General features: G+C 70.3%; 26 protein-coding genes, 1 tRNA gene and 1 riboswitch. Of the genes, 14 read left to right on the top strand and 13 right to left on the bottom strand.

The genetic code is table 11. From position 1 onward, the window contains the following. Positions 1-90: 90 nt before the first annotated feature. The 4 genes from ACZ6JY_RS00560 (at position 91) to rdgB (ending at position 2,585) form a co-directional block, all read left to right on the top strand. Entirely contained in the window at positions 91-381 is a 291-nt protein-coding gene (locus ACZ6JY_RS00560) for a PTS sugar transporter subunit IIB (protein ID WP_447041991.1), read from the top strand. A gap of 143 nt (positions 382-524) precedes the next feature. Beyond that, positions 525-1,262: a ribonuclease PH gene (rph, locus tag ACZ6JY_RS00565; RefSeq protein ID WP_469190777.1), complete on the top strand. Its 738-nt coding sequence runs from the start codon at positions 525-527 to the stop codon at positions 1,260-1,262. 137 nt (positions 1,263-1,399) lie between these two features. Beyond that, positions 1,400-1,795, top strand: coding sequence for a hypothetical protein (locus ACZ6JY_RS00570; protein ID WP_469190779.1), 396 nt, complete (start codon positions 1,400-1,402; stop codon positions 1,793-1,795). A 187-nt stretch (positions 1,796-1,982) separates the two neighbouring features. Continuing rightward, positions 1,983-2,585 (top strand): RdgB/HAM1 family non-canonical purine NTP pyrophosphatase, encoded by a 603-nt coding sequence (gene rdgB / locus ACZ6JY_RS00575; protein ID WP_469190781.1) that lies wholly within the window; start codon positions 1,983-1,985, stop codon positions 2,583-2,585. A gap of 69 nt (positions 2,586-2,654) precedes the next feature. Here the strand turns inward: rdgB and ACZ6JY_RS00580 are convergent. The 3 genes from ACZ6JY_RS00580 to bcp all read right to left on the bottom strand — a co-directional run bounded on the left by ACZ6JY_RS00580 (position 2,655) and on the right by bcp (position 4,909). Next, positions 2,655-2,738 (bottom strand) — tRNA-Leu (locus ACZ6JY_RS00580). A gap of 75 nt (positions 2,739-2,813) precedes the next feature. After that, entirely contained in the window at positions 2,814-4,310 is a 1,497-nt protein-coding gene (gene proP, locus ACZ6JY_RS00585) for a glycine betaine/L-proline transporter ProP (RefSeq protein WP_469190783.1), read from the bottom strand. 131 nt (positions 4,311-4,441) lie between these two features. Further along, positions 4,442-4,909, bottom strand: coding sequence for a thioredoxin-dependent thiol peroxidase (gene bcp, locus ACZ6JY_RS00590; RefSeq protein ID WP_362987235.1), 468 nt, complete (start codon positions 4,907-4,909; stop codon positions 4,442-4,444). 203 nt (positions 4,910-5,112) lie between these two features. Between bcp and ACZ6JY_RS00595 the strand changes: the two genes are divergently transcribed. The 3 genes from ACZ6JY_RS00595 (at position 5,113) to ACZ6JY_RS00605 (ending at position 6,342) form a co-directional block, all read left to right on the top strand. Then, positions 5,113-5,433 carry a DUF3618 domain-containing protein gene (locus ACZ6JY_RS00595; RefSeq protein WP_469190785.1) on the top strand — a complete coding sequence of 107 codons (321 nt, stop codon included), beginning with the start codon at positions 5,113-5,115 and terminating at the stop codon, positions 5,431-5,433. Between the two features lie 53 nt (positions 5,434-5,486). Next, positions 5,487-5,831 (top strand): GroES family chaperonin, encoded by a 345-nt coding sequence (locus ACZ6JY_RS00600; RefSeq protein ID WP_062776278.1) that lies wholly within the window; start codon positions 5,487-5,489, stop codon positions 5,829-5,831. 77 nt (positions 5,832-5,908) lie between these two features. Further along, positions 5,909-5,973, top strand: a riboswitch (guanidine-III (ykkC-III) riboswitch). Positions 5,974-6,021: 48 nt separating this feature from the next. Next, entirely contained in the window at positions 6,022-6,342 is a 321-nt protein-coding gene (locus tag ACZ6JY_RS00605) for a DMT family transporter (RefSeq protein ID WP_469190787.1), read from the top strand. Positions 6,343-6,382: 40 nt separating this feature from the next. Here the strand turns inward: ACZ6JY_RS00605 and ACZ6JY_RS00610 are convergent, their stop codons facing one another. After that, on the bottom strand, positions 6,383-8,947 hold the full coding sequence (locus ACZ6JY_RS00610) for a transglycosylase domain-containing protein (protein ID WP_469190789.1): 2,565 nt from the start codon (positions 8,945-8,947) through the stop codon (positions 6,383-6,385). 189 nt (positions 8,948-9,136) lie between these two features. On the opposite strand from ACZ6JY_RS00610, the gene ACZ6JY_RS00615 reads away from it, so the two are divergent. The 4 genes from ACZ6JY_RS00615 to ACZ6JY_RS00630 are packed head-to-tail and all read left to right on the top strand — an operon-like array spanning position 9,137 to position 12,636. Next, positions 9,137-9,958, top strand: coding sequence for an ABC transporter permease (locus ACZ6JY_RS00615; protein ID WP_469190791.1), 822 nt, complete (start codon positions 9,137-9,139; stop codon positions 9,956-9,958). Continuing rightward, positions 9,951-10,799 (top strand): ABC transporter permease, encoded by an 849-nt coding sequence (locus ACZ6JY_RS00620; protein ID WP_469190793.1) that lies wholly within the window; start codon positions 9,951-9,953, stop codon positions 10,797-10,799. The genes ACZ6JY_RS00615 and ACZ6JY_RS00620 overlap by 8 nt, the downstream gene beginning before the upstream one ends. A gap of 6 nt (positions 10,800-10,805) precedes the next feature. Continuing rightward, a complete protein-coding gene (locus tag ACZ6JY_RS00625) occupies positions 10,806-11,771 on the top strand; it encodes an ABC transporter ATP-binding protein (RefSeq protein WP_469190794.1) in 966 nt (321 codons plus the stop codon). Between the two features lie 10 nt (positions 11,772-11,781). Next, positions 11,782-12,636 carry a DUF1707 SHOCT-like domain-containing protein gene (locus ACZ6JY_RS00630; RefSeq protein WP_469190796.1) on the top strand — a complete coding sequence of 285 codons (855 nt, stop codon included), beginning with the start codon at positions 11,782-11,784 and terminating at the stop codon, positions 12,634-12,636. Between the two features lie 48 nt (positions 12,637-12,684). On the opposite strand, the gene ACZ6JY_RS00635 is transcribed toward ACZ6JY_RS00630, so the two are convergent. Continuing rightward, positions 12,685-14,007, bottom strand: coding sequence for an SGNH/GDSL hydrolase family protein (locus ACZ6JY_RS00635; protein WP_469190798.1), 1,323 nt, complete (start codon positions 14,005-14,007; stop codon positions 12,685-12,687). A gap of 313 nt (positions 14,008-14,320) precedes the next feature. On the opposite strand from ACZ6JY_RS00635, the gene ACZ6JY_RS00640 reads away from it, so the two are divergent. Beyond that, complete coding sequence (locus ACZ6JY_RS00640; RefSeq protein ID WP_469190800.1) at positions 14,321-15,595, top strand: DUF445 domain-containing protein; 1,275 nt, start codon at positions 14,321-14,323, stop codon at positions 15,593-15,595. Positions 15,596-15,816: 221 nt separating this feature from the next. Further along, positions 15,817-17,325, top strand: coding sequence for an MFS transporter (locus ACZ6JY_RS00645; RefSeq protein ID WP_469190802.1), 1,509 nt, complete (start codon positions 15,817-15,819; stop codon positions 17,323-17,325). A gap of 7 nt (positions 17,326-17,332) precedes the next feature. Here ACZ6JY_RS00645 and ACZ6JY_RS00650 read toward each other — a convergent pair whose 3' ends face one another. After that, entirely contained in the window at positions 17,333-18,550 is a 1,218-nt protein-coding gene (locus ACZ6JY_RS00650; protein WP_469190804.1) for an MFS transporter, read from the bottom strand. 215 nt (positions 18,551-18,765) lie between these two features. Here ACZ6JY_RS00650 and ACZ6JY_RS00655 point away from each other — a divergent pair, with 215 nt between their 5' ends. Next, entirely contained in the window at positions 18,766-19,686 is a 921-nt protein-coding gene (locus tag ACZ6JY_RS00655; protein WP_469191864.1) for a GlxA family transcriptional regulator, read from the top strand. 97 nt (positions 19,687-19,783) lie between these two features. On the opposite strand, the gene ACZ6JY_RS00660 is transcribed toward ACZ6JY_RS00655, so the two are convergent. From ACZ6JY_RS00660 to ACZ6JY_RS00690, 7 genes are all read right to left on the bottom strand, one after another. Beyond that, positions 19,784-20,092 (bottom strand): hypothetical protein, encoded by a 309-nt coding sequence (locus tag ACZ6JY_RS00660; protein WP_469190806.1) that lies wholly within the window; start codon positions 20,090-20,092, stop codon positions 19,784-19,786. A gap of 158 nt (positions 20,093-20,250) precedes the next feature. Next, the gene (locus tag ACZ6JY_RS00665) at positions 20,251-20,766 is read right to left on the bottom strand and encodes a nucleoside deaminase (RefSeq protein ID WP_469190808.1); all 516 of its coding nucleotides are present in this window, start codon (positions 20,764-20,766) and stop codon (positions 20,251-20,253) included. Between the two features lie 29 nt (positions 20,767-20,795). Beyond that, positions 20,796-21,308: a nucleoside deaminase gene (locus ACZ6JY_RS00670; RefSeq protein ID WP_469190810.1), complete on the bottom strand. Its 513-nt coding sequence runs from the start codon at positions 21,306-21,308 to the stop codon at positions 20,796-20,798. 60 nt (positions 21,309-21,368) lie between these two features. Continuing rightward, complete coding sequence (locus tag ACZ6JY_RS00675) at positions 21,369-21,899, bottom strand: hypothetical protein (RefSeq protein WP_469190812.1); 531 nt, start codon at positions 21,897-21,899, stop codon at positions 21,369-21,371. Further along, on the bottom strand, positions 21,896-23,620 hold the full coding sequence (locus tag ACZ6JY_RS00680) for a hypothetical protein (RefSeq protein ID WP_469190814.1): 1,725 nt from the start codon (positions 23,618-23,620) through the stop codon (positions 21,896-21,898). Before ACZ6JY_RS00680 ends, ACZ6JY_RS00675 begins: the two co-directional genes overlap by 4 nt. A gap of 84 nt (positions 23,621-23,704) precedes the next feature. Continuing rightward, on the bottom strand, positions 23,705-23,902 hold the full coding sequence (locus ACZ6JY_RS00685; protein WP_469190816.1) for a DUF397 domain-containing protein: 198 nt from the start codon (positions 23,900-23,902) through the stop codon (positions 23,705-23,707). Beyond that, the gene (locus ACZ6JY_RS00690; protein WP_469190818.1) at positions 23,902-24,747 is read right to left on the bottom strand and encodes a helix-turn-helix domain-containing protein; all 846 of its coding nucleotides are present in this window, start codon (positions 24,745-24,747) and stop codon (positions 23,902-23,904) included. The genes ACZ6JY_RS00685 and ACZ6JY_RS00690 overlap by 1 nt, the downstream gene beginning before the upstream one ends. Positions 24,748-24,819: the final 72 nt, after the last annotated feature.

A 24,819-nucleotide genomic window follows, 5' to 3' on the forward strand; every position in this document is an offset into this window, starting at 1 on the left:
CACGACCGCCGCAACCGCCCGCGAAGATGGTCCAACCGTGCGTTACCGTGACATCGCGGACCTACGGTGCGTCGAGGCCGCGTCCTATGGCTGCGCTCCCCGGGGCGACCCCGGGCCCAAGCCACAAGCAACTCAGGGAGAAACACCATGGCCACCAAGGCTGAGAAGATCGTTGCCGGGCTCGGCGGCATCGACAACATCGAAGAGGTCGAGGGCTGCATCACCCGCCTCCGTACCGAGGTCAAGGACGCGGGCCTGGTCGACGACGCCGCCCTGAAGGCCGCCGGCGCCCACGGCGTGGTCAAGATGGGCACCGCGATCCAGGTCGTCATCGGCACGGACGCCGACCCGATCGCCGCGGACATCGAAGACATGATGTAACCGCCCCACCCCACACCCCCGAGAGGCCCCCACCGCTAGCCGCGGCGGGGGCCTCTCGCGCAGATCGAGCCGGGCCCCCGGGGCCCAGGGTGAAGCCACGGCGGCCGGCATCCCGTGGACCACCGAAACGCTAGGCTCACCGCATGTCTCGATTTGACGGCCGCACCCCCGAACAACTCCGCCCGATCACCATCGAACGCGGCTGGAGCAAGCACGCCGAGGGCTCCGTCCTCATCTCCTTCGGCGACACCAAGGTCTTCTGCACCGCCTCCGTCACCGAAGGCGTCCCCCGCTGGCGCAAGGGCAGCGGCGAGGGCTGGGTCACCGCGGAGTACTCGATGCTGCCCCGCTCCACCAACACCCGCGGCGACCGCGAGGCCGTCCGCGGCAAGATCGGCGGCCGCACCCACGAGATCAGCCGGCTCATCGGCCGCTCGCTGCGCGCCGTCATCGACTACAAGGCGCTCGGCGAGAACACCATCGTCCTCGACTGCGACGTCCTCCAGGCCGACGGCGGCACCCGCACCGCCGCCATCACCGGCGCCTACGTGGCCCTCGCCGACGCCGTCACCTGGGCCCAGGGCAAGAAGCTCATCAAGCACGGCCGCAAGCCCCTCACCGGCACCGTCAGCGCCGTCTCCGTCGGCATCGTCGGCGGCGAACCGCTCCTCGACCTCTGCTACGAGGAGGACGTGAAGGCCGACACCGACATGAACGTCGTCTGCACGGGCGACGGCCGCTTCGTCGAGATCCAGGGCACCGCCGAGGCCGAGCCCTTCGACCGCAAGGAACTGAACGCGCTCCTCGACCTCGCCGTGGCCGGCTGCGACGACCTCGCCGCCCACCAGCGAGCGGCCCTCGAAGCCACGCTTCAGCTCTGACGTCCGGCGACTTCGGGGGACATCGGGCGACGTCGGTCACGCGAGGCAACCAACACCCCCTCGACAGACGTTCTTACGAGTACGGGCGCGCGGGCAGAACCGTGCGCCCGTCCGTACCCCTGGGGAGGGACCGAACCATGGCCGCGCGCCACCGTCGTATCGCCACCGCTGTCGCCACAGCTCTCATCGTCGTACCGGCAGGCGTCGGCCTCGTCGGCTGTGACGCCGTCTCGAAGGCCCTGGACTGCGTCAAGACCGCAGACGTGATCGCCGACAGCGTCACCGACCTCCAGCAGGCCGCCGAGAACGCGGCCGACAACCCCGCCGAGGCGGACCGTGCCCTCGACGACATCGGCAAGAACCTCGACAAGATCGGCGACAAGACCGATGACACGGACGTCAACAAGGCGGTCGACGATCTCGACAAGGCCGTCGACAACGTCCGCGAGGCCATCAAGAACGGCGACTCCACGCCGGACGTCAGCCCCGTCACGGACGCGGCAGGCGAACTGACCAAGGTCTGCACGCCGTAACCGCCGGGCCCCGCACTCGCCGGGGCCCGTCGCCGCGGCGGGACGACGGCCGACGGACCACCACGCAGCGAACCCCGGCCGCCGCGCGAATACCGCGCGGCGGCGGCCCAGACCTCCGCGACGGGACGCCGTACGAGGGTGGAGCCCGCGCCGAGCCGGGTCCACCCCCACGGGGATACTGGTCGGCATGACCCGCCTCATCCTCGCCACCCGTAACGCCGGCAAGATCACCGAACTGCGGGCGATCCTCGCCGACGCGGGGCTCTCGTACGAGCTCGTCGGTGCCGACGCCTACCCCGAGATCCCCGACGTCAAGGAAACCGGCGTCACCTTCGCCGAGAACGCCCTGCTCAAGGCGCACGCCCTCGCCCAGGCCACCGGGCTGCCCGCCGTCGCCGACGACTCCGGGCTCTGCGTGGACGTCCTCGGCGGGGCACCCGGCATCTTCTCCGCCCGCTGGGCCGGCCGCCACGGCGACGACCGGGCCAACCTGGATCTGCTCCTGGCCCAGCTCGGCGACATCGCCGCCCCCCACCGCGCGGCCCACTTCGCCTGCGCGGCGGCCCTCGCCCTCCCCGACGGCACGGAACGCGTGGTCGAGGGCCGCCTCCGCGGCACCCTGCGCACGTCCCCCGCGGGCGCGGGCGGCTTCGGCTACGACCCGATCCTCCAGCCGGACGGCGAGACCCGCACATGCGCGGAACTCTCGGCCGCCGAAAAGAACGCGATCAGCCACCGCGGAAAGGCGTTCCGGGCGCTGGTTCCGGTGGTGCGGGAGCTGCTGGCCTAGACGCGAGACGCGCAACGGAATGGCCTGCGAAGCAATCCTTTGCTTCGCAGGCCATTCAGCCGTTCACCGTGCGGCGGAAGGGATTCGAACCCTCAAGCCCGATCAAGGGCCACAGATCCTAAGTCTGCTGCGTCGCCGTTGCGCCACCGCCGCCGACCGCCTGTCATGGTACCGGGCGGTCGGCTCTCGGTGATCGCAGGTTTCCCCGGGACGCGAGCGGTGGTGGGGTCAGAACCTGGGGGCCGGGGACTGGGCCTCGACCATTTCTGCCGCCTCCTCCTTCGTCTCCACCGACGGCGGTGAGCCGGACAGTGGCTTCTGGGCCGTCTCCTTCATGCAGGCCACCGCGATGATGCCGACCAGCGCCGCCGCCATCGAGTAGTACGCCGGGACCATGTCCGTGCCCGTGATGCTGATCAGGGACGTGATCACCAGGGGGGCCGTGCCGCCGAAGAGGGAGGCGGAGAGGTTGTAGCCGACGGAGAGGGAGCCGTAGCGGACCGGGGTGGGGAAGAGGGCCGGGAGCGTCGCCGACATCGTGCCGAGGAGGCAGACCAGGGAGAGGCCGAGCAGGAGCATGCCCCCGGAGACCGCGAGCAGGCTGCCCTGCTTGATCAGGAGGAACGCCGGGATGGAGAGGACCAGGAAGCTCACCATGCCCGTCATGAGCAGGGGCTTGCGGCCGAAGTGGTCCGACAGCTTGCCCACCCGGCTGATGATCAGCATCAGGACGATCATCGTGCCGATGAGGATCAGCAGCCCGTGCGAGTCGTCGTAGCCGAGCTCGTCCGAGAGGTACGTCGGCATGTACGACAGGAGCATGTAGTCCGTGACGTTGTACGCGCCGACCAGCGCGATGCAGAGGATCAGGGTCGGCCAGTACTGGGTGAAGATCTTCGCGAGGTCACCCTTGGCCGTGGTCTCCACGGTGGACGCGCCCTCGGACGCGGAGTGGAAGGTCTGGTCCTCCAGCTTCTGGAAGGCCGGCGTCTCGTCGAGCTTCAGCCGCAGGTAGAGGCCGACGAGGCCGAGCGGGCCCGCGACCAGGAACGGGATGCGCCAGCCCCACGACTCCATGGTGTCGGAGCCGAGCGCGGAGTTGAGGATCAGGACCAGGCCGGCCGCGCCGGTGTAGCCCGCGAGCGTGCCGAGCTCCAGGAAGCTGCCGAAGTAGCCGCGCCGCTTGTCGGGGGCGTACTCGGCGATGAACGTGGAGGCGCCGCCGTACTCGCCGCCCGTCGAGAAGCCCTGCACCAGGCGGAAGAAGATCAGCAGGACCGGGGCCCAGAAGCCGATGGTGGCGTAGGACGGGATCAGGCCGATGGCGAGGGTGCCGATGGCCATCATGATCATCGTCAGGGCGAGGACCTTCTTGCGGCCGATCTTGTCGCCCATCGGTCCGAAGACCATGCCGCCGATGGGGCGGACGAGGAAGGACACCGCGAAGGTCGCGAAGGACGAGATCAGCTGGACCGTGTCGTTCCCGGACGGGAAGAAGACGTGGCCGATGGTGACGGCGAGATAGCTGTAGATGCCGAAGTCGAACCACTCCATGGCATTGCCGAGCGAGGCCGCCTTGACCGCTCGCTTGACCGCGGCTTCGTCCGTGACCGTGATGTCGGTGCGCCGGAGCGGCGGGTTCCTGCGGCGTTTCACGGCCCGGAACAGCGTGCGGTGGCGTCTGAGCGCCTCGTGATCGGCCTCTGTGGCTTCGTGGGCCGTCATGGAGTGGTTCCTTTCGTTCTTCGGGCAAGCTCCCCCTGGATCACTTGCTCGAACATCGCCGAAGCAAACGAAAGCCCCCCGTGAGGGGGGCCTTTGTCACAGTTCGGCGGGCGTGCGCGCCCGGAGCCGTCTCAGACGCCGAGGTCCTTGATGATCTTCGCCACGTGTCCGGTCGCCTTCACGTTGTAGAAGGCGTGCTCGACCTTGCCCTGCTCGTCGACCACCACGGTGGAGCGGATGACGCCGGTCACCGTCTTGCCGTACAGCTTCTTCTCGCCGAAGGCGCCGTACGCCTCCAGGGTCTCCTTGGAGGGGTCGCCGACCAGCGTGACCTTGAGGTTCTCCTGCTCGCGGAACTTCGCGAGCTTCTCCGGCTTGTCCGGCGACACGCCGATGACGTCGTACCCGGCGGCGGCCAGCACGTCGAGGTTGTCGGTGAAGTCGCAGGCCTGCTTGGTGCAGCCGGGGGTGAGCGCGGCCGGGTAGAAGTAGACGATGACCTTGCGGCCCTTGTGGTCGGCCAGGGAGACGTCCTTGCCGTCCGCGTCGGGCAGGGTGAAGGCGGGGGCGGTGTCGCCGGGCTGGAGTCGCTCGCTCATCTTCGGTCTCCTCGCGGGGGTGCTGCGCAACGGGGTGCTTCGCAACGGGTGGGGTGAACGGAGTCGAGCGTAATAGGGGTGCCGTGGGGTGTGGTGGGCCCGGAGCTGACAGACTGTGGGTCAGACGTTCATCGTTTCTCGAACGCGACGCGAACGCGGACGAAACGACGGAAACGACCGATACGACCCACGGAGGCAGCGCGGTGTCGGATGCCAGGACCCCTGCGCAGATCGAGGCGGACATCAAGCGCCGGCGCGACCAGCTCGCCGATACGCTCGACGAGATCGGGGTGCGTGTCCACCCGAAGACGATCGTCGGCGACGCGAAGGCGAAGGTCGCGGCGAGTGTGGACAACTCACTCGGCCGGGCGTACGTGGGGGCGAACCGATTCGTCACCGACGTGCGGGGCCAGCTCGTGTCGGCGGACGGTTCGCCCCGCATCGAGCGGATCGTCCCGGTGGCCCTGGTGGCCGCGGGCCTGGTGGGGCTCCTCGTCGTGACATCGCGGCGGCGCGGGCGCTGATGTCCCGGCCACCCGGGGGCCACGGAGGCCGCGGGGGCAGGTAGGTTCGGGGCGTGAGCGCAAAGACCCACCACGACGACAAGCTGCCCATCCGTATGCTGCACGACCGCGTGCTCGTGCGGCAGGACACCAGCGAGGGCGAGCGCCGTTCCGGCGGCGGCATCCTCATTCCCGCGACGGCGGCCGTGGGCCGGCGGCTCGCGTGGGCCGAGGTGGTCGCGGTCGGGCAGAACGTACGCACGGTCGAGCCGGGCGACCGCGTCCTGTACGACCCGGAGGACCGCGCCGAGGTCGAGGTGCGGGGCGTCGCGTACGTCCTGATGCGCGAGCGCGACCTGCACGCGGTGGCCGCGGACCGGTTCGAGGGGTCCGAGGACACGACGGGCCTCTACCTGTAGACCCGTACCTCTACCTGTAGATCCGTACCTTCGGCGGAGCGGGCCGGTGACCATCGTCACCGGCCCCTTTCACGTGCGGTTTGCTACCTTGGAAAGCACCCGACGAGACGCGCCGTACCGGGCTACGCAAAGACGACGCACCCCCATCAGTGGACGCCGAGCGGCGTCCGTACTCGTCGGAGGTGCCGTCATGGCCTGGGTTCTGTTGATCATCGCCGGTCTGCTCGAAGTGGGCTGGTCCATCGGGATGAAGTACACCGAGGGGTTCACCCGGCTCTGGCCGAGCCTCGGCACCGGCGCGGGCATCGTCGCGAGCATGCTGCTGCTGTCGTACGCGGCGAAGACGCTGCCCATCGGTACCGCGTACGGCGTGTGGGTGGGCATCGGCGCGGCCGGTGCGGCGGTGCTCGGCATGGTGATACTCGGTGAGCCCGTCACCGCCGCCCGGATCTTCTTCGTCTGTCTGCTGCTCGTCGCCGTGGTCGGCCTGAAGGCCACCTCGGGGCACTAGGGCCGAGGCGCCGGCGGCCGGGCGTCCGGGCGGCCGGGCGCTATGGGTCCATGCCGCCGATGGTGCCTCCGTCGGCCGCGCCGCCGTCGGTCGCCGTTCCTCCGGGGCCCGTGGTGCCGCCGTTGGCCGGGCCGCCCTGTGCGGCGCCTCCGTCGACCGTGCCGCCGTCGGTCGCCGTTCCTCCGGGGCCCGTGGCGCCGCCGTCGGTCGGGTCGCCCGTCGGGTCGCCGGTCTGGCCGCCGTCGGTCTGGCCGCCGTCCGTGGGCCCCCCGTCGGTGGTGCCGCCGTCCGTCGTGGGCCCTCCGTCGGTCGTGCCGCCGTCCGTGGGGCCGCCGTCGGTGGTGCCCCCGTCGGTGGCGCCGCCGTCGGTGTCCGGTTCGCCGGTGGCGCCCGTGGCCGTCGGGTCGGGCAGCGGCAGGTCCGCGCCGTCCTCCAGCTCCAGGTCGAAGTCCTTGACCGGCTCGCCCTCCAGGGCGTCCCTGGTGAACTGCGCCCAGACGCGGGCCGGGTAGGCGCCGCCGTTGATGCGGGCCTCGCCGAGCGCCCCGTACAGCGGGGTGTGCGCGCCCGTGTCGGGGTTCTGGCCCATGACGGCGACGACGGTGGCGAGGTCGGGGGTGTAGCCGGCGAACCAGGCCGCGGTGTCGTTCTCGGCGGTGCCCGTCTTGCCCGCGGCGGGGCGGCCCGCGCCCTGGGCGGCGGTGCCGGTGCCGCCCTCGACGACGCTCTGGAGGATGGAGGTGGTGGTGTCGGCGGCTTCGCGGGACACGGCCTGTTCGGTGGCGTCCTGGTCCGGCAGCTCTATCTTCTGGCCGTCCTTGGTGATCGCCTCGACGATCGAGTAGGTGCCGTGCTTGCCGTGGTTGGCGAGGGTCGCGTACGCCTCGGTCATGTCCAGGACGCTCGCGGTGGACGGGCCGAGCGCGATGGACGGGGACGCGGTGAGGTCGGGGGTGTTCTCCGGGACGCCGAGGGCGACGGCGGTCTTCTTGACCTTGTCGGAGCCGACGTCGACGGCCATCTGCGCGTACACCGAGTTCACGGACTTGTCGGTGGCCTCGCGGACGGTGGTCTCGCCGTAGGAGACCTGGTCCTCGTTCTCGGGGGCGTAGGCGCCACCGCTCCAGCCCTGCACCGGGCGCTTGTTGGTGCCGTCGTAGACGGTGTTGGGCGTGATGGGGCGGCCGTCCTGGGTCACCGAGCCGTTCTCCACCGCGGAGGTGAAGACGAACGGCTTGAAGGTGGAGCCGACCTGGTAGTCGCGGCGCGTGGCGTTGTTGACGTACTGCTTGGTGTAGTCGATGCCGCCGTACATCGCGACGACCTTGCCGGTGGCCGGGTCGATGGAGGCGCCGCCCGCGCGGACGTTGCGGTCGACCTTGCGGGCGTCCTTGTCGACCTTGGACATCACCTGCTCGTCGACGGCCTTCTTGAAGGCGTCCTGACGGTCCTTCTGGAGGGTCGTGGTGATGCGGTAGCCGCCCTTGGCGAGCCGGTCCTCGTCGATGATCTTGTTGTTGGTGAGGTAGTCCTCGACGGCCTTGACGACGTAGCCGCGCTGCCCGGAGAGGCCCGCAGTGCCCTTGGCCTCGTCCGGCACCGGGAACTTCATGCCCGCCCGCTCGGACTTGCTCAGCCAGCCCTGCTTGACCATGCCGTCCAGGACGTAGTTCCAGCGTCCGGCCGCGCGCGGCTTGTTCTCGGGGTGCGTGGCGACGTCGTAGGCGTTGGGGGAGTTGAGGAGCGTGGCGAGGTAGGCGCCCTGGGCGGTGGTGAGCTTCCTGACGTCCTTGCCGTAGTACGCCTGGGCGGCGGCCTGGATGCCGTAGGCGTTGCGGCCGAAGTAGCTGGTGTTGAGGTAGCCGGAGAGGATGTCGTCCTTGCTCACCTCGCGGTCCAGCTTGATGGAGATGAAGAACTCCTTGGCCTTGCGGGTGACCGTCTGCTCCTGGCCCAGGTAGTAGTTCTTGACGTACTGCTGGGTGATCGTGGACCCGGACTGCTTGCCCTTGCCGGTGACGGTGTTGAAGGCGGCGCGGATCATCGCCTTGGGGTCGACCGCGGACTCGCTGTAGAAGTCGCGGTCCTCGGCGGCGAGCACGGCGTGCTGGACGGTCAGCGGGACCTGCTGGAGCCGCACGTTCTCGCGGTTGACCTTGCCGTCGCGGGCGATCTCGGTGCCGTCGGCGTAGAGGTAGACGTTGCTCTGTTTGGTGGCGGCGGCGTTGGCCGGGGGGATCTCGACGAGGAAGTAGCCGGTCATGAAGGCGCCCACGAGCAGCAGGACGACGATGATGAAGCCGCCGAGGACCATGCGCCAGGTGGGGAAGATCCGCCGCCAGCCCTTGCGCTTGGGCCGCTTGGGCTTCTTGCCCTTCTTGCCGTCGCCGCCGCCCGCGGCACCCGCGCCGCCCGCAGCACCCGTGCCACCTGCGTCGGCCTGGGCGGACTCGGCCTGGGCGGACTCGGCCGGGACGGACTCGGCCTCGGACTCGGACCCGGTCCCGGGTTCGGCCGCGGCCTTGCCCGGCAGCTCGTCCTCCGGCTCCCTGGGCGCCCAGCCCTGGTGCCCGTCAGGGCCCTGCCGCTGCGGCTCGTCGCTCATGTCTCGCGGAACTCCCGGTTAGCGTCGTACGTCCAGTACGCCTCGTACACCCATTGCACACTGTCGCCGCGTCCGCGGATGACCAAGGCACGCACCCCCGTGCCGAAAAATGCCTGGCACGGGTGGTCCTCCTCACACTACGATCCTGCGCTTTGGCCCATTTCGGGGGCGAGGCTCACGGTGGAAGGGATGCACGTGCGTACAGGACGGTTCCGTTTGTACGCGGCTGTCGCGCAATCGGCCTTCCGCAGATACGCCACGTATCGGATCGCGACCGCCGCGGGGGTGTTCACCAACACGGTCTTCGGGCTGATCCTGGCGTACACCTACATCGCGCTCTGGGACGAGCGGCCGGGGCTCGGCGGGTACGACCAGGCGCAGGCGGTCACGTACGTCTGGCTGGGGCAGGCGCTGCTCACGGTGATGGCGCTGATGGGCGGCGGCTTCGAGGCGGAGCTGATCGAGCGGATCCGCACCGGGGACATCGCCGTCGACCTGTACCGCCCCGCCGACCTCCAGGCCTGGTGGCTGGCGACCGACGCGGGCCGGGGGCTGTTCCAGCTCCTTGGACGAGGTGTGGCGCCGATGGCGGTCGGGGCGCTGGTCTTCGACCTGGCGCTGCCCACGGAGCCGCTGCGCTGGCTGGCGTTCGCGGTGGCGGTGGTGCTCGGCGTGCTGGTCAGCTTCGCGATCCGCTTCCTGGTGGCGCTCTCCGCGTTCTGGCTGATGGACGGGGCGGGTGTGACGCAGGTGGCGATGCTGGCGGGCACCTTCTTCTCCGGGATGCTGCTGCCGCTGAACGTCTTCCCCGGCGTGCTCGGCGAGGTCGCCCGCGCGCTGCCCTGGTCGGCGCTGCTCCAGCTCCCCGCCGACGTCTTCCTCGGCACGAGCAGCGGCACGGACCTCATCGGTACGTACGCCTTCCAGCTCGGCTGGGCGGTGGCGCTGCTCACGGCAGGGCGGCTGCTCCAGGCGGTCGCGACACGCAGGGTGGTGGTCCAGGGTGGCTGAACCGGCACGGGCGTCCGAGGCGGCCGAACCGTCGCGGCTGCGCGACGGGCTGCGGGCCTACCGGCTGATCTCCGCCATGTGGATCCGCTCCCTGATGGCCTACCGCGTGTCCTTCGCGATGACCGCGTTCGGCAACTTCGCGGTGACCGCCTTCGACTTCGCGGCGATCCTGCTGATGTTCTCCCAGGTGGACCGGCTCGGCGGCTACTCACTGTCCGAGATCGCCTTCCTGTACGGGATCTCGTGCACCGCGTTCGGCTTCGCGGACCTCCTCATCGGGTCCATGGACCGGCTCGGCAGGCGGGTGCGCGACGGCACGCTCGACACGCTGCTCGTGCGGCCCGCCCCGGTGCTCGCCCAGGTCGCCGCGGACCGCTTCGGGCTGCACAGGGTCGGGCGGCTGACGCAGGGCGCGCTCGTCCTCGCGTACGCCCTCGTGGTCGTGGACGTCGACTGGACGCCGCTGAAGGTGGTGATGGTCCCGCTGATGCTGCTCTGCGGCGCCGGGATCTTCGCGTCCGTGTTCGTGGCGGGCGGGGCCTTCCAGTTCCTCGCGCAGGACGCGGCCGAGGTGCAGAACGCCTTCACCTACGGGGGCACCACGCTGCTCCAGTACCCGCCGACCGTCTTCGCCAAGGACCTGGTGCGCGGCGTCACCTTCGTCCTGCCGCTGGCCTTCGTGAACTGGCTGCCCGCGCTGTACGTCCTTGGGCGGCCGTATCCGCTTGACCTGCCGGAGTGGGTGGCGTTCATGCCGCCGCCGGTGGCCGTGGGCTGTCTGGCGCTCGCGGGACTCGCCTGGCGCACGGGCCTTCGTTCGTACCGCAGCACAGGGAGCTGAACCGCGATGGAAGAGAACCTGATCGAGCTGGACGGCGTCGAGAAGGTCTTCGACGTACGCAGGAAGACCGGCTTCCTGCGGCGCGAGCGGCACCAGGTGCGGGCCGTCGACGGGATCTCCTTCACCGTGCCGCGCGGGGAGATGGTCGGCTACATCGGGCCGAACGGCGCAGGGAAGTCGACGACGATCAAGATGCTGACCGGCATCCTCACGCCCAGCGGCGGCCGGCTGCGGGTCGCGGGCATCGACCCCTCGCGGGAGCGGACCCGCCTCGCCCGGCGGATCGGCGTGGTGTTCGGCCAGCGCACCACGCTCTGGTGGGACCTGCCGCTGATCGACTCCTACCGCCTGATGCACCGCATGTACCGCATCCCCGACGCCCGCTTCCGCGAGAACCTCGACCGGTGCGTGGAACTGCTCGAACTGGGCGCCCTGTTGGACGTCCCCGTGCGGCAGCTCTCGCTCGGGCAGCGGATGCGCGGCGACATCGCGGCGGCGCTCCTGCACGACCCCGAGGTGCTCTATCTGGACGAGCCGACGATCGGCCTCGACGTCGTCAGCAAGGCCAAGGTGCGGGGGTTCCTGCGGGACCTGAACGCCGAGGCGGGCACGACGGTGCTGCTCACCACGCACGACCTCACCGACATCGAGCAGCTCTGCCGGCGGGTGATGGTCATCGACCACGGGCGCTTGATGTACGACGGGGCGCTCGCGGGGCTGCACGAGGTGGGCGAGAGCGAGCGCACCCTCGTGGTGGATCTGGAGCGTGAACTTCCGCCCATCGACGTCGGTTCGGCGCGGGTGGTGAAGGTGGAGGGCCCGCGGCAGTGGCTGGCGTTCCCCGCCGCGGAGTCGGCGGCTCCGCTCGTGGCGCGGATCGCGGCGGAGTACCCGCTGGCCGACCTCTCGGTCAGGGAGCCGGACATCGAAGCGGTCATCGCCAAGATGTACGCGGAGAAGGCGACCTCGTAGGCTGCGCATCATGAGTGACGCTGCATCCTCCGGGGGCACGCCCCGCGAGCCCTCAGGGCCCCAACTGCCCGATCTGCGGGCCTCCGACGCCGACCGCGAGCGGGTCGCCGAGCAACTCCGGGACGCGATGGCCGAGGGCCGTCTGGACATGACGGAGTTCGAGGAGCGGCTCGACGCCGCGTACAAGGCCCGTACGTACCGCGAGCTGGAGCCGATCACGAGCGACCTGCCCTCGCACGTGGCCAAGGTGTCCATGGTGAAGCGGCAGGTGAGCGACGACGACCCGGCCGCGGTCGACTGGTCGCTGCGGATGGTGGACGGCGCTCCCACGTCGGCGGGCGGCTTCGCGTTCTGGAGCGGGTTCAGCCGCAAGGGCGGCTGGACGATCGGGCGGCAGTTCACGGCGTTCGCGATGTGGGGCGGCGGTGAGATCGACCTGCGGGACGCCTACTTCACCGACCGTGACGTGGAGATCCGCTGCTTCACGATCATGGGCGGCCTCCAGGTCACCGTGCCGCCCGAACTGAACGTCACCGTCAAGGGCTTCGGCATCATGGGCGGCGTCGACGACCAGGCGACCGGCCTCGGCACCCCGGGGTCGCCGCGCGTCGTCGTCAAGGGCTACGCGCTGATGGGCGGCGTCGGCGTCGAGCGGAAGCTGCGCAGGGCCGAGAAGCTGCGCATGAAGGAGGAGCGCCGCCTGGAGCGTCTCGAACGCCGTGAGGAGCGCCGCGCGGCGCACTGGGAGCGCTCCGAGCAGCACCGGCTCAAGCACGAGAAGCGCCATGAGCTCCAGATACGCCGGCACGAGGACATCCTGGACGAGCACCGGCAGCGCCGCGAGGAGCGCGGGGAGCGCGACTGAGGCCGCCGCCGGGGTCGCTGCCGCCGGAGGTGCCGACGGCGGTGCGGGCTACAGCTCCGCCGCGGCCGAGCCCTTCAGGTGCGAGAGGTTGAACGTCTGCGCCATCTTGCGGTAGCCCGCGTCGGACGGGTGCAGGTGGTCGCCCGAGTCGTACTGGGCGCGCAGGCTGCGCGGGTCGTACGGGTCGCGCAGGGCGCGGTCGAAGTCGACGACGTCGTCGAAGACCTCGCCGGAGCGGATCTGTTCGTTCACCGCCTGGCGCACCGCTTCGAGGCCCGGTTCGTACCCGCGGTGGCCGCCGAAGGGCATCAGTGTCGCGCCGACGACGCGCAGGCCGCGGGTGTGCGCCTGGCGGGTCAGCTCGCGCAGGCCGTCGACGATGCGGTCCGGGTCGGTCTCGTGCGGGTTGCGCAGGATGTCGTTGACGCCGAGGGCTATGACGACGGCCTTGACGCCCGTGCGGTCCAGGACGTCGCGGTCGAAGCGGGAGAGGCCGCTCGGGTTCACCGCGGGCCGGCCGTTGCCGTCGGACAGGACGCGGTTGCCGCTGATGCCCTGGTTGACGACGCCGTAGCGGGGCGCGCCCGTCTCGTCGCGCATGCGGTCGGAGAGGACGTCGGTCCAGCGGCGGTTGGCGCCCATCGTGGAGGAGATGCCGTCGGTGATGGAGTCGCCGAGGACGACGACGGTGCCGTCGGTCTCGTTGCTCAGCACGTCCACCGCGGTGAGGTAGCGCCAGTACGGGCTCTGCTCGGTGTACGCGTCGGCGTTCGGGTCCTCGGTGCGGTCGCCCGCCGCCACGTAGCTGATCTGGCGTGCGTGGGGGTGGTAGGTGACCGGGCCCGAGGGGGTGGGGGAGTACGTGGTGACGAGCAGGTCGGCGTCGTGCGGGACGCGGAGCCTGGCCGCGTCGCTCATCACCTCGGCGCCCGGCGGGATGACCACCGAGGTGTTGCCGTTGAAGGTCAGGCGGCGCAGCGTGCCCGCCGCGGCCGCCGGGTCGTTCGTCGCGGAGGCCACCGCGATGGAGGCGTGCGTGATGCTGAGCGGCGTGGCCCCGTACAGGTTCGAGAGGGTGATGCGGGCGCTGGCTCCGCCGACGCTGGTGTGCACGACGTTACGGATGGAGCGGCCCGCGAACCCCTTCTGCTCGGTGCCCGGTTCGGCGCCGGCGGGGGAGGCGGACCAGGAGCCGACCCAGGTGCCCGAAGAGGCGGGTGCGGCGGAGTTGCGCGGGGTGCGTCCACCGGCGTTGATGGTGTCCCGTGAGTCGTCGTCGGTGCCCGCGACACCGATGTATATGGCGGCGGAGACCACCACTATGACCGCGAGGACCGCGGCGAGAAGGGCATAACCGTGTCGCTTGGTCATGCGGGATCTTTCTCCTCGGGCAGGGGGAGCCCCGAGGCTCCGATGTGATCACCCCATGATGCGGCATGGGCCGTGAGCGGGCCGACAGTGCCCCCCTCCGCAATATCAGACGCCGGGAACTTGTCGTTCGTTCCAGGAGTAGGTCAGGAAGGGACGGAGAACACATGGCGCGGAGACAATGCGGATGAGGACGAGGCGGACGGGTCGGGTGGTGTGAGTGAACCGCGCAAACACGGAGGAAGCGACGGAACCGGACAAGAGTGACGACGGGCCTCCCTCTCGCCCCGATGGCGTAACAGGACCGGGCGCTCCGGTGACCCCCGGCGGCTTCTCCTACAGCGCCGCCGAGGAGGAGAAGCGGCGCGGGGTGCGCCGCATGAAGACGATGGCCACGGGGCTGCTCGTCTTCGTGGCGGTCGTCTATGTGCTGGCCAAGTGGGCGCAGCACTCCGGCGCGGGCACCTGGGCGGGTTATGTCGCGGCGGCGGCCGAGGCGGGCATGGTCGGCGCGCTCGCCGACTGGTTCGCGGTGACCGCGCTCTTCAGGCACCCGCTCGGCGTACCCATCCCGCACACCGCGATCATCCCGAACAAGAAGGACCAACTGGGAGCGTCCCTGGGTGACTTCGTGGGGGAGAACTTCCTCTCCGGCGACGTCGTGCGCGCCCGTCTGCACTCGGTCGGCATCGGCAGCCGCCTCGGCACCTGGCTCGCCGAGCCCGCGCACGCCGACCGCGTCACCGCCGAGCTCGCGACGGCGCTGCGCGGCGCCCTCACCGTCCTGCGCGACTCCGATGTGCAGGCGGTCGTCGGCGAGGCCATCACGCGCCGCGCCGACGCGCGGGAGATCGCGCCCGGCATCGGCAAGACGCTGGAGAAGGTCGTCGCCGACGGCGGCCACAAGCGGGTCGTGGACCTCGTCTGCGTACGGGCCCACGACTGGCTGGTCGAGCACGGCGACTCGGTGATGGACGCCGTTCAGGGCGGCGCCCCCGGCTGGACCCCGCGGTTCGTCGACAAGAGGGTCGGCGAGCGGGTCTACAAGGAACTGCTGCGCTTCGTCACCGAGATGCGCGACATGCCCGAGCACCCCGCGCGCGGCGCCGTCGACCGCTTCCTCGCGGACTTCGCCGCCGACCTCCAGTCGGACTCCGACACCCGCGCGCGCGTGGAGCGCCTCAAGCGGGAGATCCTGGCGCGCGGCGAGGTGCAGGACCTGATCGCCTCGGCCTGGTCGTCCGTACGCGCGATGATCGTGGCCGCCGCCGAGGACGAGCGCAGCGAACTGCGGCTGAGGGTGCGGGCCTCGCTGCTCTCGCTCGGCGCGCGGATGGCCGAGGACGGGCGGCTCCAGCAGAAGGTCGACGGCTGGGTGGAGGGCGCCGCGGTGTACGTGGTGACGACGTACCGCGACGAGATCACCTCGCTCATCACCGACACAGTGGCGGGCTGGGACGCGGAGCACACCTCGAAGAAGATCGAGGCGCACATCGGCCGTGACCTCCAGTTCATCCGGATCAACGGCACGGTGGTCGGCTCCCTGGCGGGGCTCGTGATCTACGCGGTGTCGCGGCTGGCGGGGGCGTAGGCGGGCGGCGCGGGCGGGCGGGGGCGCCCGGCGGGCTCCGGCGCGCGTGAGGAGGCGTTTGCCGGGCACTCTGGAGACGTTCTCCCGAAGCGGGGAGGACCGTCGCCAGGGCCTCGCGAGGCCGACGTCACGCAGCCGGCGTCACGCGGGCAACTGCGCGCGGCCGGCCTCGTGAAGCCGCGGGCCGGGTGACGTGGGAGCAGCGGAAGGAGCCGCCCGCCATGACCGCGTCGTCCACGCCCGCACCGCCGCCGGACCGGGACCGGGACCGGGACCGGGACCGACCGGAGTACGGGACCGGCACCGTCACCACGGCCGTCCCCGCCCGTCTCGACCGGCTGCCCTGGTCCCGCTGGCACTGGATGATCGTCATCGGCCTCGGCACGGTCTGGATCCTGGACGGCCTTGAGGTCACCACCGTCGGCAACATCGCGAGCCGCCTCTCCGAGGAGGGCAGCGGCCTCGCCATCAGCTCCGCCCAGGTCACCGGCATCGCGGCGGCCCTGTATGTGGCGGGCGCCTGCGCGGGCGCCCTCTTCTTCGGTCACCTCACGGACAAGTTCGGCCGAAAAAAGCTCTTCATGGTCACCCTCGCGGTGTACCTCGCCGCCACCGCGCTCACCGCACTCTCGTACGACGCCTGGTGGTTCTTCACCTTCCGGTTCCTCACCGGCTTCGGCATCGGCGGCGAGTACGCGGCCATCAACTCCGCCATCGACGAACTCATCCCGTCCAAGTACCGCGGCCGCGTCGACCTGATCATCAACGGCAGCTACTGGCTTGGCGCGATCGGCGGCTCACTGCTCTCCGTCGTCATGCTCAACACCAGCATCTTCCCCAAGGACCTCGGCTGGCGGCTCACCTTCGCCCTCGGCGTCGTCCTCGGCCTGGCCATCCTCCTGGTGCGCCGCCATGTGCCGGAGAGCCCGCGCTGGCAGTTCATCCACGGCCGCGGCGAGGAGGCGGACGCCCTGGTCACGGCGGTGGAACGGGAGATCGAGGAGGAGAAGGGCGAGCGCCTGCCGCCCCCGGGACAAGAGATCACCATCCACCAGCGCAAGAGCATCGGCTTCGGCCTCATCGCCAGAACGGTCTTCCGCGACTACCCCAGGCGCGCGGTGCTCGGCCTGTCCCTCTTCGTCGGCCAGGCGTTCCTCTACAACGCGATCACCTTCGGCTTCGGCGCGATCCTCACCCAGTTCTTCGACATCGCCTCGGGCAGCACGGGCTACTACTTCGCCGTCATCGCGGCGGGCAACTTCCTGGGCCCGCTCCTCCTCGGCAAGCTCTTCGACACGGTGGGCCGCCGCATCATGATTTCTTCCACGTACCTGATCTCCGGCGTCCTGCTCTTCGCCACGGCCTGGCTCTTCGACCGGGGTTCGCTGAGCGCGACGACGCTGACGGCCTGCTGGTGCGTGGTCCTGTTCTTCGCGTCGGCGGGCGCCAGCAGCGCCTATCTGACGGTCTCGGAGATCTTCCCGATGGAGACCCGCGCCATGGCCATCGCCTTCTTCTACGCGATCGGCACCGCCGCCGGCGGCATCAGCGGCCCGCTGATCTTCGCCAAGCTGACCGAGTCGGGCGTCGTCGGCGACACGGTCCTGGCCTTCCAGATCGGCGCGGGCCTGATGTGCGCGGCGGGCCTGGTGGCCGCGGCACTGGCGGTCAACGCGGAACGCCGCTCACTGGAGGACATCGCGAAGCCGCTGTCCTCGGTGGAGCCGTAGCCGACGCTCACGCGCCGACCAACTCACACGCCCGCCCGGTCCCCCGCACCGTCAGGACGACGAGCGAGGCGACGGCGCACAGCACGCCCACCCCCACCCACATCACGTCGTACGAACCGAACGCGTCCCGCGCGAGCCCCCCGGCGAACGCCACCGCCCCGGCCCCCACCTGGTGCGCGGCGCTGATCCACCCGAAGACCACGGGGGTATCGGCGCCGAAGTGCGCCCGGCACAGAGCGACGGTCGGCGGCACGGTCGCCACATCGAGCAGCCCGAACAGCACGGCGAACGCGACGATCGGCACATCGACCGTGGCCGTCAGGAGCAGCGGCAGCGCGAAGAGCGAGAGCCCGCGCAGGGCGTAGTACGCGGTGAGCAGCCGCCGGGGATCGAACCGGTCGGTGGCCCACCCGGACCCCACGGTCCCCGCGACGTTGCAGAACCCGATGACCGAGAGCAGCGAGGCGGCGACGGTCACCGGCATCCCGTGGTCGTGCGCGGCGGGCGCGAAGTGCGTCCACATCACACCGTTGGTGGAGGCCCCGCACACCGCGAAGGTCCCGGCGAGCAGCCAGAAGGGGCCGGTGCGGGCGGCGCGGGCGAGGACGGCGAGGGCCCGCGGCCGCGCGGCCCCGGGGGCGGCCATGGCTTCGGGGTCGCGTACGGAGGCCCAGACCGCCGGGAGGGACAGCGTGGCGGCGCCGGCGAGCACGTAGGCGGCGACGCGCCACTCGTACGACTCGACGATCCACGACAGCAAGGGCAGGAAGGCGAACTGTCCGACCACACTCGCCGCCGTGAGCAGCCCGGTCACGAGGCCGCGCCGCGCGGTGAACCAGCGTTCGCTGACGGTGGCGGCGAAGGTGGCGGCGGTGGCTCCGGTCCCGAGCCCGACGAGCACGCCCCAATAGAGCACGAACTGCCAGGGCGAGGTCATGGTCGTGGTGAGCAGGGCCCCCACCCCCACGAGCAGCAGCGCCCCCGTCGCCACGCGCCGCATCCCGAGCCGGTCCATCAGCGCCGCGGCGAACGGCGCGGTCGCCCCGTACACGACCATGTTGACGAGCGACCCGAGCCCGACGGACGACCGTGACCAGCCCAGATCGTCGTGCAACGGCCCGATGAGCAGCCCGGCGAGCGTGCTGAACGCCCCGGCGACGACGATGGCGAGGGCGGCTCCGGAGGCGACGGCCCAGGCCCGGCTCTTGACGCTGACGATCTCCATGCCCACGAGCCTGCGCGGACGACGCGGACACCACGACTGGCCAGACGGCCGACATGTGAAAGGATCTGGCCATGGATCTGGCGTTGGATGCCTTGGGCGTGGATGCCGACGGACGGACGGGCGGGCGCGCAACGGTGCCGACGTCCCACGTGGTGGCGCCCCACGCGGTGGCGCCCCACGTGGTGGCGGTCCTGATCAGGGACGGCGTGCTGCCGATGGAACTGGGCCTGGTCCACCAACTGCTCGGCACGGCACGCTCGGCCGACGGGGACCCGCTCTACTCCGTACGCACCTGCGCGCCCCGCCCCGGCATGATCCGCACGGACGCCGACTTCCCCGTCTACGCCGAACACGGCCTGGACGTGGTCGCGGCGGCGGACACGGTGATCGTCCCGGCGTCACACGAGAGCGACGAGGCGCTGGAGCCGGGAGGACTCGACCCGCTGGTGGCCCGCGCCCTGGTCGGCCGCGGCAGGGTGGCCTCGATCTGCACCGGCTCCTTCGTCCTGGCGGCGGCCGGCCTCCTCGACGGCCGCAGGGCGACGACGCACTGGATGTCGGCGGACCGCTTCGCGAAGGCCTTTCCCCAGGTCACGGTGGACGCGGACGTCCTGTACGTGGACGAGGGCGAGGTGCTCACCTCGGCGGGCGAGGCGGCGGGCATCGACCTCTGCCTGCACCTGATCCGCGAGGACCACGGCGCGGCGGTGGCAGCGGAGGTGGCCCGCCGCACGGTGGTGCCCCCGCACCGGGAGGGCGGCCAGGCCCAGTACATCCGTCGCCCGCTGGCGGAACCGGGTTTGACGTCGACGGGCCGGGCCCGCGCCTACGCGCTGAAGCGCCTGGCGGACCCGCTGACGCTGGCGGAGCTGGCCGGGGTGGAGTCGATGAGCGTGCGGACGTTCAGCCGCCGCTTCCGCGAGGAGACGGCCCTGACGCCGATGCAGTGGCTGACGCAGCGCAGGCTGGACAGGGCCAGGCAACTCCTGGAGACGACGGACCACACGGTGGACCGCATCGCCGCGGAAGCGGGCTTCGGCACGGGGGCGTCCCTGCGGCAGCACTTCGCGCTGGGGGTGGGGGTGCCGCCGGGCGCGTACCGGGCGACGTTCCGGGGCGGGCCGACCGGCGGCTAGATGGCTCGGCGCGTCGCGGAAAAGTCCCGGCGACACGCCGAGGCGGACGGCGTGTCGCCGGAACTTACGTGCAACGCCGGGGCGGTACGTCCGGTGCTCAGCCCGCGGTGGGGCGGTCGGCGACGACGCAGGAGGCGAGGCCGACGGCGCCGGCGACCCCGAGGACGGCGGGCCAGGCGCCGACCTTCTTGGCGAGGGGGTGCGAGCCGGCGAACCCGGCGACGTACGCGGCGCTGAGCGCGGCGGCCGCCTTGTTCCCGGCGCTCTCCCGCCACTGCCGGGCGGCGACGACCCCGGCCCCGGCGAGCACGGCTCCGCCGAGGGGCCGCCTCCCGGTGAACCGAGCGACGGCATACCCCCCGACGAGCCCACCGGCGGCTACGACTGCTCCGGAAACCCTCGCCATGCCGGGCCTGCCTCTCGCTGATACGTCCGTGATGTCCTCTGGTGAGAGGTTAACGCGGGGTGAGTGGGGGGTGGGTCGGTGGGTGGATCGGGGGGGGCGGATCGAGGGGGCGGATCGAGGGGCGGACCGGGGGCGGACCGGGTGGGCCGGGGGCGGGCTCAGGGCTTCGGCTCGACGACCCCGGGCTGCGCGGCGGCCCAGGCGGCGAGAACCTCCACCGCGGCCGACCGCGGCGCCCCCTCCACGGCCACTTCGTCCAGCATCCGCCGCTCGGCGTTGGGCAGGGCCAGCTCCCGGTAGAACCGCAGATCCTCGTGCCCGTTGGCGGCGGCGTCGCGGGTGGTGGCCCCGTACACGACCCGTGGAATCCCGGCCCAGTAACAGGCGACGAGACACATGGGACAAGGCTCGCTGCTGCCGTACAGCACCGCGTCCCCCATGGAATACCGCCCAAGCCGCCGCCCCGCCTCCCGCAGGGCCATGACCTCGGCATGCGCGGTCGGATCGTTGGTGGCAACGACGGAATTGACCCCTTCCCCCACGACTTCCCCACCCACAACGACGACGGCCCCGAAGGGCTTGGCGGTGCTGTCGGGGTACAGGGAGCGGCGGGAGCTCTCGATGGCCAGGTCGAGAAACTTGCGGTCTCGGTCTTGTTCGGGGGCGTAGGGCAACGGGGCTCCTTTCCTCGCGAGCCTTGGTGTCAGAGCTTCGGTTCCACCGGAAACGGTAGCGAGGCAGACCATTCACCGAGGGCGCCCGCCGCGGTGGAGCGTAGGTCGCCTCCGACGGCCACCTCAGCCATCAGCTGACGCTCGGCGTTGGGCAGTGCCAACTCGCGATAGAACTGCAGATCCTCAAATCCGTTGACGGCGACGTCGTGGCTGTTTGCGGCGTAGACGAGGCGAGGGACCCGGGCCCAGTAGCACGCGGTGAGACACATCGGGCACGGCTCGCTGCTCGAATACATCACGCCGTCTTCCATGAGGTGGCGCCCGAGGCTCCGTCCTGCGTCACGAAGAGCCATCACCTCGGCGTGAGCGGTCGGGTCATGCAACTCGACGACTGAGCTTGTACCCGTGCCCACCACCTGGCCACCCACGACGATGACGGCGCCGAACGGTGTCTTCCCCTCGTCGTCGAGCGCGTGCCGGGAGATGGCGATGGCTTGTTCGAGGAATTTGCGGTCCTGCTCGTTTTCCGGCGTGTAAGGCAACGGGTACTCCCTTTCCTCGTACGTATCGCGATCCGTAGGCGACTCACGTTCCAACCGGTGTCACATATGAACCGATGGATCTACGTCGCTGAACGGCCCGTCCAGGTCGACGTCATAAATGGTCAGCGGCGTCGTCGAGCCGGGGCTTTCGACGATGCGGAGAACCTGATCTCGGAGCTCCGCATGGCTCCAGTGGTCGTACTCCAGAACACTGACCATATCGGGAACGGAAGCACCGGATTCGGCCCCGTCGATGATGAGCCTCTGCACGTGCGGGGAGGGCGCGGACAGCAAAGCGGCGGAAGCGGCGAGCCGGTGGTTCCATTCAGAGAAGGACCGTGCCATGGCCGCCCCTTCCGGACCTTCGAGTGCGCCGGCCGGAAGGTTATGGAGCAGCACGCGGGTGATATGGGGTGCACCGACTGAACAACTGGCTTTGATGAGTGCCTCGTCGATGGCGTTGCGCAGGGCCAGTTGCTGCGGTGCGAGCCAGTCGAGCCCGCACTGGACGACGAGAATGGCTTCCACGCTCGGTCGCGCAAAGCAGGACAGGGCGGCGGCCCAGTCTTGCGCTTGGCCCTCGCCGCTCATGCGGTGGTCCTTGTGTGGGCACCGACGAGCCTCAACACTCTCAGACCGATGACGACAGCTTCCCGAGGGTCGTCTGCTTCCGCCGCACCTGGAAGGACGCGTGCGGCGAGCCGGGCGGTGGCCGCAAGCGCCGAAGGGGAGAGGCCGGACACGAACGCGCGAAGTTCATGGTCGGGTTCGCCGGGTGCAAGGGGAGCAAGCCGGGCGGCGACAGCGAGAGCCATGGCAGCAGGCCGGTCCTGGGGTTCACCGCGTGGGGCGGGAGTGCGAATGACGGAACGTGCGGTACGGGCGCGGGCCTGAGCCCATGGCGATTCGGGGCCGTCCGTGTGTGCCATGAGGAACAGCAGTGCGGTATTCGCTTGAGCGGCGGTGTTGAACCAGCGGTGGCTCGCGAATGTCCGCAGATACGCGCCGAGCAGTTGCGGATCCGGCGTGAACTCGGGCCGAATGAGCTCGGCAGGGTGTTCGGCGCGCACGTCACGTAACGTCGCGAGAGCGTTGACCGAAACCAGGGCCCAGAAGCGATCGAACCCCGCGAGGTCGCCGAAGAGCTCCCGTGAGGCGCGGGCCTCCGGCGTGCCGGCCGGACTGTTCTCCGCGCTGCCGTACAACGTCGCTCGCGTAGCGCTCAGCACGGAAGCTCCATCCCAGTAGTTCCCCATGAACTTCTGCCCGGTGAGGAACTGGTGCACTCCGTAGAACGCACCGGCCTGGTCCGACCCATGGAACTCGGTGAAGTCCCGGGCCCACACCAGCATCGCAGCCGGACTGTCGCACACGGATCCCATGTCGGCCGAGCCGCTGGCGGCAACCGGGTCAGGATCGACTTGTCGAAGAATGAGGCGGCGGCTCTCGACGGTCACGGCGACAAGTTCACGGGCGGCGCGCTTGGAAGCGATGCCCCGCTGGGACATCAGAGTCGCGGTACTGCCGAGCCAAGCCAGGTAGCGACTGGCCTCACCGAGCGCGACTGCCGGGTCGGGAAGTGTCCGCACGTGACGTATCAGGGAGCCGATGATCGAGTCCGCGCACCCCACTACGACGACAGGGTCTGTTCCCCGTACCAGAGCGGCCCGACAGAGTCGGTGCAGCACTTCGAGGTGGAGGGCGGCGGCGTCCTCGTTGGCCGGCGGGGGCACGTTCACGTCAGTGAGCTGGGCGACGAGGTTACGAATGCCGTTGGGGTCGTTGCCACTGATGACTTGATCGAGCGCACCTAGGTAGGCGGCAACGACGGGGTCATCGCTGAGCTCCTCTTCCAGACTCGCGTCCCGCGCGCGAAGTTCGCACAACCCTCGCGCCAGGGTCCGCCGCAACAGGCGGTTACGTCCGCCGACGCTGGCGAGGCCGAAGAGCCGGGCGAAGGAGAAGACCCCGAAACAGTTGGCGAGCAGGAACAGCAGCGCTCCATAGGTCGTACTCCGTTCGCTCTGCCCCAGCAGCCCACCCGCGGTGAACATGGCCGCAACCCATCCGGCGAGTACCCACTCCCGGAAGGCGATGTGGCTGTCAATCGCACGTAAGGAAGGCCATGAGCTGGCGGCAGAGAAGGACAGCGCGAAAATCACGGCTTCACCGGTGAGGAGCGTGGCGAAGAAGGCGATGGTGAACTGAGTGGCGTCAACGGCATCGTCCTGCCCTACCGGCCACTCCCACGCCGCGACGACAAGCCCCAGAGCGCCCAACGCGAGTGCCGCCCGTCGACGCGTGTGCCCCATACCTCTGTGTGCCCCCGCTCCCCGCGCCTGCGATGTGCGAACAACTGTGTCAGGGGCAGCGGTAGTTGCCAACCGAGCGCGGTGTCAGTGCCGAGGCATCCCGGGCAGTGCCGTCACGAACTCGGCCCAAGCGGCAGCTCCGACGCGAACCCGGCCATCGGCCGGGCACTTCGTGTCACGGACCATGACCTGCGGCGTCACCATCGCCACCTCGACGCACTCGGTTCCGGAACCGCCGCTGTAGGACGACTTGAACCAGCGGACTGGGTGGCGGGGGTCCATCACAACTCCCTGAGGCTTCGACGAATGGCTTCAGTGGATGATTTCAGATCCAGGGCCTGTGCACGTAGGTAATCGAACGCCAACTTGTAGCGCTCGAGCTCGGCTTGCTTCTCCATGAAGAGCCCGCCGCCCAGCAGGTCTACGTAGACGACGTCCAGGGCCGGGCTCTGCCCTCGGAGGAGGACGAAGCTGCCCACGGCGGCGGCATGGGCGCCCGCGGAGAACGGCAGTATCTGGACCGTCACCTGAGGGCCCTCTGACAGGGCCAAGAGGTGCTCAAGCTGTTCCCGCATGACATCGGCTCCACCGACGACGCGATGCACGGCGGCCTCGTCGACGATTGCGCAGATACGAGGTGGATCAGTCCGCTGGAGGAGCTCCTGCCGTTTCATGCGGATGTCCACCATGTGCTGCACTTCGCGTTCGGTGCAGCCCACCTCGGAAGCGCGATGCACGGCTTCCGCGTACCCCCGGGTCTGGAACAGGCCTGGGATGTACATACACGCGTAGTGGTCCTCGCGAACGACCTCGTCCTCAAGGGTCAGCATGAGGTTCATCGATTCGGGGATGGGGTCGGCCAGCGAGCGCCACCACCCCTGAATCCGGGCGCCCTTCGCCAACTCGACCAGGGCCTGCCGCACGTCGTCGGCCGCTTCGTACTCACGGCAGAGCGCATCCACGGCCGGCCACTTGACCACACCCTCCTTGGTCTCATAGCGACTCAAGGTGGCTTTGGAGATACCTACGCGCGCTCCCGCTTCCTCCAGGGTCAGCCCCTTGAGTTCGCGTAGACGGCGGAGGTCCGCGCCGAGTTGGCGACGGCGGGTCGTCGGTCCCACAGCCATGTTCTGGCCCTTCTTGTAGTCCGGGACGAGCGTGCCCGCACGGCGGCGGCAGAGCAAGACTGCGCGCGCCGG

The sequence above is a fragment of the Streptomyces sp. NPDC046335 genome (assembly GCF_055587985.1).